The organism is Streptomyces sp. ICC4, assembly GCF_003287915.1.
Taxonomy (GTDB): domain Bacteria; phylum Actinomycetota; class Actinomycetes; order Streptomycetales; family Streptomycetaceae; genus Streptomyces; species Streptomyces tritrimontium.
Window position 1 is genome coordinate 7,366,242 of the sequence record NZ_CP030286.1, and the last position, 17,016, is coordinate 7,383,257.

The window sequence follows — 17,016 nt, forward strand, 5'->3', positions numbered from 1 at the left end:
GCGCCCAGGTCATCGGTAACTTCCTCTTCAACCTCCCCCTGCCCCCGGGACCGCTGGCCGGCCGCCTGGCGCCCCCGGCCCCCTCCTACCCGCGCCGCCCACGGGCGCGGCCGCCGGGACGCCCGCCCGGACGGCCCGGCGCGGGGCGCCGCGGCCCCGGACGCACCCGCCCCGGACGCACCCGCCCGGGCCGGTCCGTCTCAGTCCCGGCCGCGCACCCGGGCGGTGATCCGCCGGAGGAGTTGCGCGGGAGCCAGCTCGCGCTTGACGGACAGCAGGTAGGCGACCGGGGAGCCGGCCAGCGCGGCCCGCTTCCGCTGGCGCGCGCCGCGGACGGCCCCGGTGATGCCGAAGGCCGCGCCGAGGCCGGTGGCGACCGCCGGGTTGCCGGAGAACTGCCCGACCGCGAGGCCCAGGAGGGGCGGCAGCGTGAAGGCCACGTTGGCCGCGCTGAAGACCGTGTCGCCGTTCAGGGAGCGCACCGCGTCCTCCAGGTCGGCCAGCGGGATCCGGAACCGCCGGTCGACCTCCCGTTCGAGGTAGCGGCGGGCGGCCTGCGGCAGCAGGACGTCCGCAAGGTCCGACTTCAGGGCCTCGGCGGTGTCCGTGACGGCCTGGCCGAAGCGGTCGAAGGCCGCCGCGTGCGTCGTGCGCAGCTCGATGATCTTCTCGATGTCGACGCGGTGCAGGTCGGCGGGGAGCACGATGCGCACGGCGAGCATCCCCACGGCGTCGACGAGGCCTCCGTCCACGGTGTCCGGCGGCCGGAACCCGGGGGCGGACCCGCGGTCGAGCAGCGCCCGCGCGATGCGCTCGGCGTCCCAGCCCTGCGAGGCGGTGTGCGAGGCGGTGTGGTCGGTGGTCGGCGCGTAGCCGCCGAGCCGGGCGAGTTCCTCGGTCAGCGCGCACTTGTAGACCCAGGCGAGCTCGGGGGACATGGCGAGGAAGCCGGCGTCGGCCACCCCGCGGAAGCGCGCGGAGCGCGCCGGGAGGGCGAGCCCGCTGTCCGTCAGGGCCGCGCGGAGCCGGGGGTCGACCTCGCCGCGGTAGACGCCGGCCAGGCCGGAGCGGCGCATCCGGTCGGGGGCCGGGTCGCGGGACACGGTCGGCATGCCGTGCCGTCGGGATCCGAAGTCGGGGAAGCCGTTCGTGCCCGGGCCGACTCCCGGGCCGACGCCGGGGGCGCCGGCCAGTTCCTCGAAGTTCGCGTGGGCGTCCCGCAGTCCGCGCAGGACGGCGGGGTCCCCGGTGAGCACCTCGAGGAAGTCCTCGGCCACGGACCGCGCGGCCGCCGCCGGGTCCACGTCGTGGACGAACCCCGGCAGCCCCTCGCTCAGCCGCCGGACCGTCGGCGAGTCCATGACGGGGTATCCGTCCGGGACGACCCGGCCCAGGCTGGGCCAGTACAGCGCGGCGGCCTTGAGCCAGCTCTCGTCGCGGAAGTGGATGTACGGGTAGTACAGCCCGTTCTGTTGCAGCATCGGCCCCCCCGGGTCGTTCGTTTCACCCGATCCGGTGAGGCCCGCTGACCGGGCCCACCGGCAACGGCGCTGCTCAGCCCTCGACTTCGGCGGCCAGGTTGGCGAGGAAGGTGTCGTGGATGCGGGCGAGGCCCTTGGGCGCGAAGGTGCGCTCGAAGAAGCCGCCGATGCCGCCGGCGCCGTTCCACACGGTGCTGACGACGGCCTTGGACTTGCCCTCGCCGGCCGGGGTGACCGTCCAGGTGGTGACCATGGAGGAGTTGCGGTCCTTCTCGACGAGCTGGCCGTCGGTGGGCTCGCTGACCTCGAGCAGGCAGTCGCGGACCCGCTTGCTGGTCGCCTGGAGCTTCCAGTGGACGAGGGTGCCCTCGCCGTCGCCACCCTCGCGCACCTCGTACTCGCTGAAGTGCTCGGGCAGCAGCTTGCCCCGGGTCCCGGTGTAGTCGGCCAGCGCGTCGAACACGGTCTCCGCGTCCGCCGTGATGATGCGCTCCGTGGTGGCCTCGACCTGCGCCATGGCTGTCCTCCAGCAGTTGTGTCCGTCGTCGCCGCAAGCCAACCACCTCCGGGGCGGCCGCCCAAATCCGGGTCGGCCGCGGCGGCGTACGGAGGCGGGCAGGGCGTCCCCGCACGGGGCCGTCGGGCCCGGCGCCGCCGCCCGACGGCCCTCGGGGTCGGGGCCGGGATCGACGGCCGCACGATCATGGGAACGTTTGTTCTATTCTCGGGGCGAGCTACCGAGGGAGGCGCACCATGCGCTGGGACAATCTGACCAGCGGCACCGGGGACGGCGCAGGGGCCGCCGCCGGTGGGCCCGCCGCGCTCTTCGGGGCCGACGCCGTCGTCACCCGCACCTTCGACACCCCCGAGTTCCGGGGCATCACCTTCCACGAGGTCCGCGCCCGCTCGATCCTCAACCGGGTCCCCGGCGCCTCGCGCATGCCCTTCGAGTGGACCGTGAACCCGTACCGGGGCTGCAGCCACGCGTGCGTCTACTGCTTCGCCCGCAAGACGCACGGCTACCTCGACCTCGACACCGGCATCGGCTTCGACACCCAGATCGTCGTGAAGACCAACGCCCCCGAACTGCTGCGCCGCGAGCTGGCCTCCCGCCGCTGGACCGGAGCGCACGTCGCGATGGGCACCAACGTCGACTGCTACCAGCGCGCCGAGGGCCGCTACCGCCTCATGCCCGGGATCATCGAGGCGCTGCGGGAGCGCGCCAACCCCTTCTCGATCCTCACCAAGGGCACCCTGATCCTGCGCGACCTGCCCCTCCTCCAAGAGGCCGCCGCCGTCGCCGACGTCGGGATCTCCGTCTCCGTGGGCTTCACCGACACCGCCCTGTGGCGCACGGTCGAGCCCGGCACCCCCTCCCCCGGTGCCCGGCTGCAGGCCGTGCGCACCCTCACCGACGCCGGCATCGAGTGCGGGGTGCTGATGGCCCCGGTGGTCCCCTTCCTCGGTGACTCCCCGGAGCAGCTGCGGGCCACCGTCCGGGCCGTGGCCGAGTCGGGCGCGACCTCCGTGACACCCCTGGTACTCCATCTGCGGCCCGGGGCGCGCGAGTGGTTCACGGCCTGGCTGGGCGAGCACCACCCGCACCTGGTCGAGCGGTACGCGCGGATGTACGCGGGCGGCTCGTACGCGCCGACCTGGTACCAGCGCGCGATCACCCGCCAAGTCCACGAGCTCGCCACCGAATTCGGCATCGGTCCCGGCGGGCGCGGCGCGGCCCCTCGGACCCCCGTACCCGAGCGGCCGGCCGACCCCGCTCCCGCCGGGCCGGCCCAGCTGAGCCTGCTCTGAGTGGCAGCCGGGCTCCCCGGGCCCGGTGAAAGGTCATCACATCGGGCCAATGAGCGGTCCAATCCCGCTTTCCGGGCGCGGGTTCCGGGACGATTCCGCCCAGAACCCTCGGCTGGGAGGCCCCATGCTGCATCCGATGAACAAGCGCGGTCCCTCGAAGAAGCGCGCCGCCGTCCTGCTGGCGCTCTCCACCGTCGCCGCTTCCGCGTTCGCGGCCCCGGTCACGGCCGCCGCCCCGGCCGCGCCGGCGCCCGCGCCCGCCCCGTTGAAGTGGGCCGACTGCGTGACCCCGCGCTACCCGACGCTCCAGTGCGCCTCCCTCAAGGTCCCCCTCGACCACGACGAACCGGCCGGCCGCCAGATCTCCCTCGCCCTGACCCGGGTCCCGCACACCGCCGCCCGCTCCCAGGGGCCGCTGCTGGTCAACCCCGGCGGCCCCGGGGGCAGCGGCCGCACCCTGGCCGGGTACATCGCCTCGGCGCTGCCCAAGGACGTCGCCGCCCAGTACGACGTGATCGGCTTCGACCCGCGCGGCGTCGGCAAGAGCGAGCCCGCCCTGAACTGCGGCGCCGGCCACTTCACCCCCGTACGGCCCGACTCCGTACCGCTGGACGGGGAGACCGAGCGGGCCAACCTGGCGCGGGTGAAGGCCTTCGCCGAGTCCTGCCAGACCAAGCACGCGGACGTCCTGCCCCACATCGGCACCGTCTCGGCGGCCCGCGACATCGAGGTGCTGCGCACCGCCCTGCGCGCGGACAAGCTGAGCTACTTCGGCTACTCGTACGGGACCTACCTGGGCGCGGTGTACGCCAAGCTCCACCCCGACCGGGTGCACCGCCTGGTCCTGGACTCCGTCGTGGACCCGGCCGGGGTCTGGTACGAGGACAACCTCGCGCAGGACCAGGCCTTCGACGCCCGCCACAAGTCCTTCCTCGCGTGGGTGGCCCGGTACGACTCCACCTACCGCCTCGGCACCGACCCGGCCCGGGTCGAGGCCCGCTGGTACGAGATGCGCGCCGCGCTGCGCGAGAACCCGGCGGGGGCGAAGGTGGGCGCGGCCGAGCTCGAGGACACCTTCATGCCGGGCGGCTACTTCAACGGCTACTGGCCCCACCTCGCGGCGGCCTTCTCGGCGTACGCGGTGGACGGCGACCCGAAGCCGCTGGTCGCCGCCTACGAGCGGTTCGGCGCGGTGGAGCCGTCGGCGGGCAACAGCTACAGCGTGTACACGGCCGTCCAGTGCCGGGACTCGGCGTGGCCCAAGGACTGGAACCAGTGGCGGGCCGACATGTGGCGCACGCACGCCAAGGCGCCCTTCATGACCTGGAACAACGCCTGGTACAACGCCCCGTGCGCGTTCTGGCCGACCGAGCCGCTGCAGGCCCCGGACGTCACCAACACCGCCCTGCCGCAGGCGCTCCTCTTCCAGGCGACGGAGGACGCGGCGACCCCGTACGAGGGCGCGGTGAGCATGCGGCGCAAACTGGCGGGCTCGGCGCTGGTGGTCGAGGAGGGCGGCGGCAACCACGGCGTCGCGCTCAGCGGCAACAAGTGCCTGGACGAGAAGCTGTCGGCGTACCTGCTGACGGGCAAGGCCGCGGACGCCGTCTGCCCCGCACAGCCGGCCCCCACGCCGCTCGCGGCGACGCGCGCGGTCCCGCCGTCGGCGGGCGGCGCGGCGCTGCACGGACTGCTCGGCTTCCGGGGGTGAGCGGCGGCGGCCGATCCGCCCGGGCACAATCGGAGCCATGACAACCAACAGCCACCTCACCCGCGTCGCCGCTCCCGAGGGCGTCGCCGCGGGCACCGGATACAGCCATGTCGTATGGGGCACGGGGCGGTTCGTCGCCGTGTCCGGGCAGTGCGCCTTCGACGAGAAGGGCGAGGTGGTGGGTGAGGGCGACGCCGCCGCCCAGGCCCGGCAGGTGTTCGAGAACCTGCGGCGCTGCCTGGCGGCGGCCGGGGCCACGTTCGAGGACGTGGTGAAGCTGACGTACTTCGTCACGGACGTCGCCCACCTCCCGGCGGTGCGCGCGGCCCGTGACGAGGTGATCGACCGGGACCGCGTCCCGGCCTCCTCCGCGGTCCAGGTGGCGGCGCTCGTCCGGCCCGAACTGCTGCTGGAGATCGAGGCCTTCGCGATCGTGGCGGAGCGGGCCGGGTCCGGGTCCGGGTCCGCGAACAGGGCCGAGAGCGAGACCGGGACCGGCTTCCGGACCGGGTCCGGGGCCGGCTTCGGGACCGGGTTCAAGACCGGGTTCGCTAGCTGAGTTCCAGGCTCCGCAGGGCCGCGGTCGCCGCCACCGCCAGCCGGGGGTGCGCCTGGGCCCGGGCCAGGACCTCCCGGGCGCGCTGGTCGGCCAGCGCGCCCAGGCCCTCCACGCAGGCCAGGGCCACCCGCCAGTACGGGTCGTTCGGCGCGAGCAGCCGCCCGAGCGTGCGGATCAGCGCCGGGGCGGACTCCGGGGCGCGCAGCGCCGCCAGCAGCCGGACCGGGTGCAGGGCGTAGGCGGTGCGCAGTTCGTTCGTCGCCAGGGCCGCCGCCGCGCGGGCGGTGCGCGGGTCCCCGAGGACGGCCAGCGCCCGCGCGGCGGCCTCGCAGCGCGGCGGGTCCCGGTGGTTGAGCAGCAGGACCAGCGCTTCGAAGGCGCGCCGGTCGCCGGCCAGGCCCAGCCGGTAGGCCGCCAGTTCGCGGGCCCACAGCGGCAGCCCGGCGGAGGTCAGGGAGGCCGCGAGGCCGTTCGCGTCCGCGGCGAGCAGGGCCTCGTACTCCGGTGCCTGCCCGGCTTCCGCCCGCAGGCGTTCCAACACGTCGTTCACGCCGCCACCTTAGGGGGGCGGGACGGCCGCCACGCGGGGTTCCGGGACTCGGGCGCCGGCCCCTCGCGCGGCCCTCGCCCCGTCTGTGCACGGCCCGCTCGAGAGTCGGTTGATCGATGATCGATGATCGGTACATTTGAGCGGCACAGGTCACATGTGCGCACCCTGGCGGACCGGTTACCAGCGGGTTACTGTCCCTACAACACGTACGAGGGCGGCCTGGTGACGCAGCCACCTCGTACCAGTCGGTTCTGCACTACCCCCGTACGACCTCCGTACGACCTCACGGCGTGACCCCGGGACAGGGCTCCGCCGCTTCCGCCCTCCGGGCCGTTCCCCCTCGGACCACCACGTCCTGCCGGGAACTCCCGGCCGGGGCTCTCCCGCACGGCTTCCCGTTCGGCATCCGCGCGTGCTCCGCGCCGCGCGCCCCTCAGTCGTCACCCTCTTCCACTGGAGTCCCGCGATGGACCTTCCGTCCACGTCCAGTCAGTCCTCCCCCTCCTCCCAGCCCGTGCGTCCGGCGCTGCAGACCATCGCGATCGTCGGTCTCGGCACGATGGGCTCCGGCATCGCCGAGGTCCTCGCCCGGGCCGGCCGCGAGGTCGTCGGCATCGACGTCAGCGAGGCCGCCGCCCGCCGGGCCACCGCTTCCCTCGCGGCGGCCACCGCCCGCTCCGTCACCAAGGGCCTGCTCACCGAGCAGGAGCGCGAGGGCGTGCTCGCCCGCTTCCGCACCTTCTCCGAGCTGGGAGCCGCCGCCGACGCCGATCTGGTCATCGAGGTGGTCCCGGAGTCCTACGAGCTCAAGCAGCGCATCTTCCGCGAGCTCGACGCGATCGTGCGGCCCACCGCGATCCTGGCCACCGGCACCAACGCCCTGTCGGTGACGCGGATGGCCGCCGAGTCCCGGCGCCCGGAGCGCGTGGTCGGCCTGCACTTCTTCAACCCGGCCCCGGCGATGAAGCTGGTCGAGGTCGTCTCCAGCGTGCTGACGGCCCCGCCGGCCGTCGAGGCGGTCACCGCACTGGCCCGCGAGCTCGGCAAGGAGCCCGTCGCGGTCGGCGACCGCCCGGGGTTCGTCGCCGACGGCCTGCTGTTCGGCTACCTCAACCAGGCCGCCGCCATGTACGAGGCGAAGTACGCCTCCCGCGAGGACATCGACGCGGCCATGAAGCTGGGCTGCGGTCTGCCGATGGGCCCGCTCGCGCTGCTCGACCTGATCGGCGTGGACACCGCCCGCACCGTCCTGGAGGCCATGTACACGGCCTCCGGCGACCGGCTGCACGCCCCGGCCCCGATCCTCGGCCACCTCGCCGAGGCGGGCCTGACCGGGCAGAAGTCCGGGCGCGGGTTCTACACGTACGAGGCCGCGGGCAGCCAGGTCGTCGTGCGCGACCTGCAGACTCCGCCGGACGGGGAGCTGGTCCGGGCGAGCCGCCCGGTGAACTCGGTCGGCGTCGCCGGTTCGGGCACGATGGCGAGCGGCATCGCGCAGGTCTTCGCGCAGGCCGGTTTCCCCGTCGTGCTCGCGGCCCGCAGCCAGGAGAAGGCGGACGCGGCCAAGGCCGCGATCGGCAAGTCGCTCGGCCGCGCCGTGGACCGGGGCCGGCTGTCGGCGGAGGCGGCCGCGGCCACCCTCGGCCGGATCACGCCGGCGGGCTCGCTGGACGCGTTCGCCGAGGTGGACCTGGCCGTCGAGGCCGTCGCCGAGGACCTGGCCGTCAAGCAGGACCTGTTCCAGTCGCTGGACAAGGTCTGCAAGCCGGGCGCGGTGCTGGCCACCACGACCTCCTCGCTGCCGGTGATCGCGATCGCCCGCGCCACCGCGCGGCCCGAGGACGTGATCGGCATGCACTTCTTCAACCCGGCTCCGGCGATGAAGCTCGTCGAGGTGGTCCGCACCGTGCTGACCGCCGACGACGTGCACGCCACGGTCCGCGGGATCTGCGGCCAGGTGCGCAAGCACGCGGTCGACTGCGGGGACCGGGCCGGCTTCATCGTGAACGCGCTGCTGTTCCCGTACCTCAACAACGCGATCAAGATGGTCGAGCAGCACTACGCCGGCATCGACGACATCGACGCGGCGATGAAGCTGGGCGGCGGCTACCCGATGGGGCCCTTCGAGCTCCTGGACGTGGTCGGCCTGGACGTGTCGCTGGCCATCGAGCAGGTCCTGCACAAGGAGTTCCGCGACCCGGGTCTGGCCCCGTCCCCGCTGCTCGAGCACCTGGTGGCGGCGGGCTGCCTGGGCCGGAAGACCGGCCGCGGATTCCGTGAGTACGCCCCCCGCCGGTAACCGACGGCGGGCCATCGAGCCGGATGCGTGGGGAGGGCTGCTCGGGTCTGCCGGACCCTCACGGCAGGCCGTACCCTCCGAGCCCAGTGCGGGCCCCGTCTCTTATACACCTCCTAGCCCTCCCACCAACCCTCGGCGCCCCACGGGCCCCTACGGTTTCCCGCATGCCTGGAGACCAAGCCCCCGCCCCGGCGGCGCCGAGCCCGGCGGCCCGCGCCGAGCAGTTCATCTGGCTCACGGCCCGGGTCCTGGAGCAGCGGCGGTTCGCGTTCCACTTCCTCGGCGGGGGCGCCGACCCGGTGGACGCGGCCCTCGGCGCGTACCTCGGCGACGACGGCGGGTACGGCCACGCCCTCGACCCCGACGTGCGCGGACCGCTGAGCCACCCGCTGCACGCCGCCCACGCCCTGCGCGTCCTGGACTCCCTGGGCCGCTGCGCCGGACAGCGCGTCGAGCGGCTCTGCGCCCACCTGTCCCGGGTCTCGACCCCGGACGGGGCGCTGCCGGCGACCTCCCCGGCCGCCGGAGGCTACCCGGCGGCCCCGTACCGGCCCCCGCACGACGATCCGCCCGGCGACCTGGCGACCACCGGCCCCGCCGTCGGCATCCTGCACCGCAACCGGGTCTGGCACGCGTGGCTGTTCCGGGCGACGGACTTCTGCTGGGACCGGGTGGAGAACCTGCGCCGTCCGCACCCGCATGAGATCCAGGGCGCGGTGTCCTTCCTGGACGGGGTCCCCGACCGGGCCCGGGCCTCGGCGGCCGCCGACCGGCTGGGGCGGCTGGTGCGCGAGCGGCGGCTCGTCGTACTGGACCCCGCGCGGCAGGACGCGTACCCGCCGGTGCCCGGCCTGGCGCCGGGCGGGCACCTCCACCCGTACGACTTCGCCCCGCGCCCCGCGTCCCTGGCCCGGGGCTGGTTCACCGACGCGGAACTGCGCGGCTCGCTGCGCCACCTGGCCGGGCTGCAGCAGCCGGACGGCGGCTGGCCGGTGCACCGCGCGGACTGGGCGCCGGGCAGCGCGCTGGAGCGGCGCCCGATCGCCACGCTGGAGGCCCTGCTGACGCTGCGGGCCTACGGCCTGATGACCGGGCCTAGCCTCCCAGGGCCCGCAGCCCCGCGGTGACCGCGACGGCCGCCGCGACCACGACGAGGAAGGGGGCCCGCAGCAGCAGGGCGACCCCGGCGGCCGCGAGCCCGGCGGCGCGGGCGTCGAGCACGAGCTCGTGGCCGGTGGCGAAGGTCTGCTGCGCGGTGAGCGCGGCGAGCAGCGCGACCGGCAGGAGCGCGGCCAGCTCGCGCACCGCGGGCCGCTCCAGGGCTCCGGCGGGGACGAGCAGCCCGGCGAGCTTGACCCCGTAGCAGCCGACGACGGTGAGTCCGATGGCGATCCAGACGTTCACGGGCGGCGTCCCTTCATCCACAGCACGATCGGCGCGGCCAGCGCCGCGATCAGTACGGGCACCCCCGCGGGGAGCACGGGCAGCAGGCCCAGCCCCAGGACGAGGGCGAGGGCGGCGACGGCCCGCTCGGTGCCGGTCTTCAGCATCGGCGCGAGCAGCGCGAGGAAGACGGCGGGCCCGGCGGCGTCCAGCCCCCACGCCCTGGTGTCCCCGATGGCCTCGGCGCCGAGCGCGCCGAGCAGGGTGGTGAGGTTCCACAGGACGTACAGGCTCAGCCCGGTCACGGTGAAGCCGAGGCGCGCCGACTTCCGGTCGGGCTGGGCGAGGGCCACCGCGGTGGTCTCGTCGATCACCCAGTGCGCGGCGAAGGGCCGTATGCCCTTGGGGAGCGCGAGCAGCTGGGACAGCCGCAGCCCGTAGAAGGCGTTGCGGGTCCCGAGGAAGAAGGCACCGGCGGCGGCCGTGAACGGATTCCCTCCCGCGGCCAGGGCTCCGACCAGCGCGAACTGCGAGGCCCCGGTGAAGACCAGCAGGCTGAGCACGCACGCCTGCAGGGTGCTCACCCCGGATCCGGCTGCCGTCACCCCGAAGGCGAAGCCGGACAGTCCGACCGCCACTCCGACGCCGAGCGCGTCCCGTACGACGGCGGCGCGCGGCTTGTCCACCGGCTCGACCCCGTCGGGTACCTCTTGTATGGCCATCTGATGTTCTCCCACGCCCCGAACATACGGAGGGAGCGCCTCGCGGGTCTTGTACGTTCTTGCACCACGCACGAGGTGGTCGCAGACCCTGACGCCGACGCTGGCCGAGGCCCGCACCCTGTCCGAGCCCGCGCGGCGCGGGCGTCCTAGCCGTCCCCGTCCCGGCGCCGCAGCGGCTCACCGAGCAACCCGGTGAGCTCCGCCTCCACGGCGGCGAGCAGCCCCGCGCCCCAAACGCACAGGGTCTGCTCCCAGGGATGGCCGAAGGTGCCGAAGAGCAGGTCGGGTTGGAGGTAGAGGTAGTAATCGCCGTTCGGGTAGACCTCGCCGGGCCATTCCGGCTCGCCGGGACCGCCCACCCGGTGGGGGTCGAAGTCGTGGCCGGTGTGCTGCCAGTCGAGCCGGTGCAGCCGCTCCCCGGGCGGCGTGAGGGCCCGCAACGCGGGTCGCAGGATCCGGTCCAGCCCGTCGGTCAGCTTCTCCGTGAGCCGCCAGTTCACGGGCCCGGGGCCACCACCCGGGATCCTGCGCGCCGCCGTTGAGGGACCGCACCCGGCCGCCCTTCGCCGGGGCCATCGCCGCGAACTCCGCCACCAGCAGCGACCGCTCCGCGCCGGCCGTGAACCCGGCCGTCGCCAGCTCCTCGGCCAGGCCCGGCGGATCGGCCCCGTACACCTTCCACCGGACCGGCTCGCTCCGCGCCCCGAAGGCCTCCTGCCGGCGCCGCACCAGCTCCGCGAGCTCCTCGCGCCCGGTGTCCGTCAGCGGCCGGTGGCCGACCGCGCCGTGCGTGCCGTAGTGGGTCCGTACGAGGGGCCCGTCCCGCTCCACCACCGCGCCCGGCGGCGGCCACCGGGGCGCGAGCCCGCGCACCTGCGCCTCGTACGCACCCCACACCCCTGCCTGCTCCGACCCGTCCACCGGCGGAGCCTAACCGGCCGCCCGTTCCCGCCGGTAGGCGCCCGGCGGGACCCCCACGATGCGGGTGAAGTGCCGGTTCAGGTGCGGCTGGTCGGTGAAGCCGACGGTGACGGCCGCCTCCGCCGGCGGGGTCCCCGCGTCGAGCAGCCGGCGCGCGCGGCGGACCCGGGCGTCGGTCAGCCAGGTGTGCGGCGGCATGCCGTACCGGTCCCGGAAGGCCCGCAGCAGGGCGAACGGGCTGGTGCCCAGCTCCGCCGCGAGCTGCTCCAGCGACGGCGGCTCGCCCATCCGCTCCTCCAGCACGGCCCGGGCCCGCTCCGCGTCGGCGGCGCCCGCGCGGCCCGCCGCACGGGCCGGCAGCGGCCCGGCGTGCCGGGTCAGCATCCGGGCCACCACGCCGCGCAGCAGGGTGTCGGCGGCCAGCGCGTTGCCGGCCTCGGCGGCCCGGTGGACCTCGGTGATCATCCGCGAGGCCTGCGGGTCGGTGACGATGTCGGCGGTGAAACCGGGGGTTCCGCGCAGCGTCCCGATCTCCTCGGCCACCTCGGTGATCAGCGCCCGGGAGGGGTAGAGGGTGGCGTAGGCCCAGCCCTCGGGGACCCCGGCGCGGGCGGTGTGCGGGACCTCGGGGTTGATCAGGACCACGCTGCCGGGGCCGGCCCGGACGGTGCCGGCCGGCAGGCCGATCTCCTCGATGCCGCCGGTGACGGCCGCGATGACGTACCCGTCGTGGGCGTGGCGCGGGAAGGTGTGGCGCACGTAGTGGGCGCGCAGGAGGTCCAGCCCGGGCAGTTCCGCGTACTGCCAGTGCCGCGCCCACTCCCGGCGGCCCTCGTCCGCTCCGGTCCCCGCGCCCATCCCCCCATTCTGCGCCCCGCCCGGCCGGGGTGTTTCCACAGGTCCGGACGGTTGTCAGTGGGCAGGTGCACGATGGGGGCATGTCCGGTACCGCGCTCGACTCGTTCTCCCCCGCGACCCGCTCCTGGTTCACGGGGGCCTTCGCCTCGCCCACCGCCGCGCAGGAGGGTGCCTGGCGGGCGATCGGGGCCGGCTCCGACGTGCTGGTGGTGGCGCCCACCGGCTCCGGCAAGACGCTCGCCGCCTTCCTCGCCGCCCTCGACCAGCTCGCGTCGACCCCGCCCCCGGCCGAGGCGAAGAAGCGCTGCCGCGTGCTGTACGTATCGCCCCTGAAGGCCCTCGCGGTCGACGTGGAGCGCAATCTGCGCAGCCCCCTGACCGGGATCCGGCAGGAATCGGTGCGCCTGGGCCTGCCCGAGCCGGAGATCCGGGTCGGGATCCGCTCCGGAGACACTCCGCCCGCCGAGCGCCGGGCGCTGGTGACCCGGCCGCCGGACATCCTGATCACCACTCCCGAGTCGCTGTTCCTGATGCTGACCTCGGCCGCCCGCGAGGCCCTGGCCGGCATCGAGACGGTGATCCTCGATGAGGTGCACGCGGTCGCCGGGACCAAGCGCGGCGCCCATCTCGCCCTGTCCCTGGAGCGGTTGGACGAGCTGCTGCCCCGCCCGGCGCGCCGGATCGGGCTGTCGGCGACGGTCCGCCCGGTGGACGAGGTGGCCCGCTACCTCGCGCCGCGCGGCAAGGTGGAGATCGTCCAGCCGCCGTCCACGAAGGAGTTCGACCTGTCGGTGGTCGTCCCGGTCCAGGACATGGGCGAGTTGGGCGGGTCCCCCGCCACCGAGGGCAAGGAGGGCGGCGACAAGCCGTCCATCTGGCCGCACGTGGAGGAACGGATCGCCGATCTGGTCCAGGCCCACCGCTCCACGATCGTGTTCGTCAACTCCCGCCGCCTCGCCGAGCGCCTGTGCAACCGGCTCAACGAGATCGCGTACGAGCGCGCCATGGGCAGCCCGCTGCCCGAGGGCTCGCCCCCGGCCGAGATCATGGCGCAGTCGGGCGCGGCCCTGGGCGCGCCGCCGCTGCTGGCCCGCGCCCACCACGGTTCGGTCTCCAAGGAGCAGCGGGCGCTGGTCGAGGAGGACCTGAAGGCGGGCCGGCTGCCCGCCGTGGTCGCCACCTCCAGCCTGGAGCTCGGCATCGACATGGGCGCCGTCGACCTCGTCATCCAGGTGGAGTCCCCGCCGTCGGTGGCCTCGGGGCTCCAGCGGGTCGGCCGGGCCGGGCACCAGGTGGGCGCGGTCTCCACGGGCGTGGTCTTCCCCAAGTACCGGGGCGATCTGGTCCAGGCCGCCGTGGTCACCGAGCGGATGCGCACCGGTTCCATCGAATCCCTGCGGATCCCCTCCAACCCGCTGGACGTCCTCGCCCAGCAGCTGGTCGCGATGACCTCGATGGACACCTGGCAGCTGGACGACCTGATCGCCCTGGTGCGGCGGGCGGCGCCCTTCGCGGCGCTGCCCGAATCGGCGTTCACCGCCGTGCTGGACATGCTGGCCGGCCGCTATCCGTCGGACGCGTTCGCCGAGCTCAGGCCCCGGGTCGTGTGGGACCGGGTGGCCGGGACGATCACCGGCCGGCCGGGCGCCCAGCGGCTCGCGGTCACCTCCGGCGGGACCATCCCGGACCGCGGCCTCTTCGGCGTCTTCCTGGCCGGGTCGGACCCCAAGAAGGGCGGCGGCCGGGTCGGGGAGCTCGATGAGGAGATGGTCTACGAGTCCCGCGTCGGCGACGTCTTCACCCTCGGCACCACCTCCTGGCGGATCGTGGACATCACCCGCGACCGCGTCCTGGTCACCCCCGCCCCCGGGGTCCCGGGCCGGCTCCCGTTCTGGAAGGGCGACCAGCTGGGGCGCCCGCTCGAACTGGGCCGCGCGGTCGGCGCGTTCCTGCGCGAGCTCGGCGGCCTCACCGACGAGGACGCCCGACTGCGCCTGCTGGCGGCCGGCCTGGACGCCTGGGCCGCCGAGAACGTGCTGGCGTACCTCGCCGAACAGCGCGAGGCCTGCGGCCACGTACCGGACGACCGGACCATCGTGGTGGAGCGGTTCCGCGACGAGCTCGGCGACTGGCGGGTCGTCGTCCACTCCCCCTTCGGCGCCCAGGTGCACGCCCCTTGGGCGCTGGCGCTCGGCGCCCGCCTCTCCGAGCGGTACGGGATGGACGCGCAGGTCATGCACGCCGATGACGGCATCGTGCTGCGCCTGCCGGACGCGGACCTGCTCAGCATGGACGTGGACCTGCTCGACCACGATCCGGCGCGGGACCGCTCCTTCGACTTCGATGACGACAAGCCCCCGCTCGGCGCGGCGGACGTGGCCTTCGACCACGGGGACGTCAACCAGATCGTCACCGACCAGGTGGGCGGCTCCGCGCTGTTCGCCGCGAGGTTCCGCGAGTGCGCGGCGCGCGCCCTGCTGCTGCCGCGCCGCGATCCGGGCAAGCGCACCCCGCTGTGGCAGCAGCGCCAACGCGCCTCGCAGCTCCTGCAGGTGGCCTCGGAGTTCGGCTCCTTCCCGATCGTGCTCGAAGCCGTACGCGAATGCCTCCAGGACGTCTTCGACGTACCGGGCCTGACCGAGCTGATGGGCGACATCGAGGCCCGCCGGATCCGCCTCGTCGAGGTCACCACGCCCGAGCCCTCCCCCTTCGCCCGCTCCCTGCTCTTCGGCTACGTCGCCCAGTTCCTCTACGAGGGCGACTCGCCCCTCGCCGAGCGCAGGGCGGCCGCGCTGTCGCTGGACTCCCGCCTGCTGGCCGAGCTGCTGGGCCAGGCGGAGCTCCGCGAGCTGCTGGACGCGGACGTACTGGCGGAGCTGGAGCGGGAGCTCCAGTGGCTGACGGAGGAGCGGCGGGCCAAGGACGCCGAGTCCGTGGCCGACCTGCTGCGCCTGCTGGGCCCCCTCACCCCGGAGGAGCTGGCCGCGCGCGGCGCGGATCCGGCGTGGGCGCGGTCCCTCTCCGCGTCCCGCCGGGCGATCCGGGTCCGGATCGGCGGCGCGGACCACTGGGCGGCCGTCGAGGACGCGGGCCGGCTGCGGGACGCGCTGGGCACGGCGCTCCCGGTGGGCGTCCCGGAGGCGTTCACCGAGCCGGTGAAGGACCCCCTCGGCGACCTCCTCGCCCGGTACGCCCGCACCCACGGCCCCTTCACCACGGCCACCGCGGCCGCCCGCTTCGGGCTGGGCCCGGCCGTGACGGACGGCGCGCTGCACCGGCTCGCCGCGGCCGGCCGGGTGGTGCAGGGCGAGTTCCATCCGGCGGGCATCGGCCAGGAGTGGTGCGACGCGATGGTGCTGCGCCGGCTGCGCCGCCGCTCGCTGGCGGCGCTGCGCCAGGAGCTGGAGCCGGTCCCGCCGGCCTCCCTCGCCGTCTTCCTGCCCCAGTGGCAGCACCTGGGCGGGGCCCTGCGCGGCATCGACGGGCTGGCCCGCGCCATCGAGCAACTGCAGGGCGCCCCGGTCCCGGCCTCCGCGCTGGAGCGGCTGATCCTGCCGTCCCGGGTCTCGGACTACTCCCCGACGCTCCTCGACGAGCTCACCACCACGGGCGAGGTGGTCTGGGCGGGTGCGGGGGCCCTGCCGGGCAAGGACGGCTGGATCTCCCTCTACCTCGCGGAGGCCGCCCCGCTCCTCCTGCCGCCGCAGCACCCCCTGGAGCCCACCCCGCTCCACCAGGCCCTCCTGGACGCCCTCTCGGGCGGCTACGGCCTGTTCTTCCGCCAGCTCACGGACATGGTGCGCGCCCTGCACCCCGACGCCTCCGACGCCGACCTCTCCACCGCCCTGTGGGACCTGGCGTGGTCGGGCCGCCTGACCAACGACACCCTGGCCCCCCTGCGCTCCCTCCTCGGCTCGGGCCGCACGGCGGGCGCCACCGCGCACCGCGCGCGCCGCACGGTCCCCCGCGGCCGCTACGGCACGCTCACCGCCACCGCCTCCCGTACGGGTCCGCCCACGGTGTCGGGCCGCTGGTCGCTGCTGCCGGCCCACTCCCCGGACCCGACCCACCGCGCGCACGCCCTGGCCCGCACCCTGCTGGACCGCCGCGGGGTGGTGACCCGGGGGGCGGTGGCCGCCGAAGGCGTGGAGGGCGGCTTCAGCGCGGTCTACCGGGTCCTGTCGGCCTTCGAGGACAGCGGCCAGGCCCGCAGGGGCTATGTGGTCGAGGGCCTGGGCGCGGCCCAGTTCGCGATGGACGGCGCCGTCGACCGCCTCCGTGCCGCGGAACGGACCCCGCCGCCCCTCGCCGCGGTGGTCCTCGCGGCCGCCGACCCGGCGAACGCCTACGGCGCGGCCCTGCCCTGGCCGCAGCCCCCGGCCGGCGCCACCCACAAGCCGGGCCGCAAGGCGGGCTCCCTGGTGGTCCTGGTCGACGGCGAGCTCACCCTCTACCTGGAGCGCGGCGGCAAGACCCTCCTCGCCTGGCCCGAGCCGGACGACCCCCGCCTCTCGGCGGCGGTCGCGGCCCTCACCGCGGCCTCCCGCACGGGCACCCTCCCCGCCCTCACGGTGGAGCGGGTCAACGCCACGGCGTCGCTGACCTCCCCGTACGGCCCGGCCCTGGAATCCTCGGGCTTCCACGCCACCCCCCGCGGCCTCCGCCTCCGCTGACGCCCCCCGCCTCCCCCGCCCCCCCCCCCCTGCCCCCCCCCCCCCCCCCC

General features: G+C 75.3%; 14 protein-coding genes. 7 read left to right on the forward strand and 7 right to left on the reverse strand.

Annotated features, from left to right (window positions below):
* Nucleotides 1-200: 200 nt before the first annotated feature.
* Nucleotides 201-1,481 (reverse strand): DUF6236 family protein, encoded by a 1,281-nt coding sequence (locus tag DRB89_RS34600; RefSeq protein WP_112451325.1) that lies wholly within the window; start codon nucleotides 1,479-1,481, stop codon nucleotides 201-203.
* 73 nt (nucleotides 1,482-1,554) lie between these two features.
* Entirely contained in the window at nucleotides 1,555-1,998 is a 444-nt protein-coding gene (locus DRB89_RS34605; protein ID WP_112451326.1) for an SRPBCC family protein, read from the reverse strand.
* Between the two features lie 236 nt (nucleotides 1,999-2,234).
* On the opposite strand from DRB89_RS34605, the gene DRB89_RS34610 reads away from it, so the two are divergent.
* The 3 genes from DRB89_RS34610 to DRB89_RS34620 all read left to right on the forward strand — a co-directional run bounded on the left by DRB89_RS34610 (nucleotide 2,235) and on the right by DRB89_RS34620 (nucleotide 5,560).
* Complete coding sequence (locus DRB89_RS34610) at nucleotides 2,235-3,290, forward strand: Rv2578c family radical SAM protein (protein ID WP_112451327.1); 1,056 nt, start codon at nucleotides 2,235-2,237, stop codon at nucleotides 3,288-3,290.
* 124 nt (nucleotides 3,291-3,414) lie between these two features.
* On the forward strand, nucleotides 3,415-5,001 hold the full coding sequence (locus DRB89_RS34615; RefSeq protein WP_112451328.1) for an alpha/beta hydrolase: 1,587 nt from the start codon (nucleotides 3,415-3,417) through the stop codon (nucleotides 4,999-5,001).
* A gap of 37 nt (nucleotides 5,002-5,038) precedes the next feature.
* Nucleotides 5,039-5,560, forward strand: a complete 522-nt coding sequence (locus DRB89_RS34620; protein ID WP_112451329.1) for a RidA family protein — start codon at nucleotides 5,039-5,041, stop codon at nucleotides 5,558-5,560.
* Here the strand turns inward: DRB89_RS34620 and DRB89_RS34625 are convergent.
* Nucleotides 5,553-6,110: an adenylosuccinate lyase gene (locus tag DRB89_RS34625; RefSeq protein WP_112451330.1), complete on the reverse strand. Its 558-nt coding sequence runs from the start codon at nucleotides 6,108-6,110 to the stop codon at nucleotides 5,553-5,555. The genes DRB89_RS34620 and DRB89_RS34625 overlap by 8 nt on opposite strands.
* Nucleotides 6,111-6,576: 466 nt before the next feature.
* On the opposite strand from DRB89_RS34625, the gene DRB89_RS34630 reads away from it, so the two are divergent.
* A complete protein-coding gene (locus tag DRB89_RS34630) occupies nucleotides 6,577-8,409 on the forward strand; it encodes a 3-hydroxyacyl-CoA dehydrogenase (RefSeq protein ID WP_112451331.1) in 1,833 nt (610 codons plus the stop codon).
* 164 nt (nucleotides 8,410-8,573) lie between these two features.
* Nucleotides 8,574-9,536: a hypothetical protein gene (locus DRB89_RS34635; protein ID WP_112451157.1), complete on the forward strand. Its 963-nt coding sequence runs from the start codon at nucleotides 8,574-8,576 to the stop codon at nucleotides 9,534-9,536.
* Here DRB89_RS34635 and DRB89_RS34640 read toward each other — a convergent pair.
* The 3 genes from DRB89_RS34640 to DRB89_RS43335 form a co-directional block, all read right to left on the reverse strand.
* Nucleotides 9,505-9,813 carry an AzlD domain-containing protein gene (locus tag DRB89_RS34640; protein ID WP_112451156.1) on the reverse strand — a complete coding sequence of 103 codons (309 nt, stop codon included), beginning with the start codon at nucleotides 9,811-9,813 and terminating at the stop codon, nucleotides 9,505-9,507. The two genes, DRB89_RS34635 and DRB89_RS34640, sit on opposite strands and share 32 nt — an antisense overlap.
* Nucleotides 9,810-10,514 carry an AzlC family ABC transporter permease gene (locus DRB89_RS34645; protein ID WP_112451155.1) on the reverse strand — a complete coding sequence of 235 codons (705 nt, stop codon included), beginning with the start codon at nucleotides 10,512-10,514 and terminating at the stop codon, nucleotides 9,810-9,812. The genes DRB89_RS34640 and DRB89_RS34645 overlap by 4 nt, the downstream gene beginning before the upstream one ends.
* 146 nt (nucleotides 10,515-10,660) lie before the next feature.
* Entirely contained in the window at nucleotides 10,661-11,014 is a 354-nt protein-coding gene (locus DRB89_RS43335) for a DUF2716 domain-containing protein (RefSeq protein WP_239516486.1), read from the reverse strand.
* A gap of 38 nt (nucleotides 11,015-11,052) precedes the next feature.
* Here DRB89_RS43335 and DRB89_RS45250 point away from each other — a divergent pair, with 38 nt between their 5' ends.
* Nucleotides 11,053-11,313: a hypothetical protein gene (locus DRB89_RS45250; protein WP_112451153.1), complete on the forward strand. Its 261-nt coding sequence runs from the start codon at nucleotides 11,053-11,055 to the stop codon at nucleotides 11,311-11,313.
* Between the two features lie 131 nt (nucleotides 11,314-11,444).
* Here DRB89_RS45250 and DRB89_RS34660 read toward each other — a convergent pair whose 3' ends face one another.
* Entirely contained in the window at nucleotides 11,445-12,293 is an 849-nt protein-coding gene (locus tag DRB89_RS34660) for an AraC family transcriptional regulator (protein ID WP_112451152.1), read from the reverse strand.
* 80 nt (nucleotides 12,294-12,373) lie between these two features.
* Between DRB89_RS34660 and DRB89_RS34665 the strand changes: the two genes are divergently transcribed.
* A complete protein-coding gene (locus DRB89_RS34665) occupies nucleotides 12,374-16,966 on the forward strand; it encodes an ATP-dependent helicase (RefSeq protein ID WP_112463567.1) in 4,593 nt (1,530 codons plus the stop codon).
* Nucleotides 16,967-17,016: the final 50 nt, after the last annotated feature.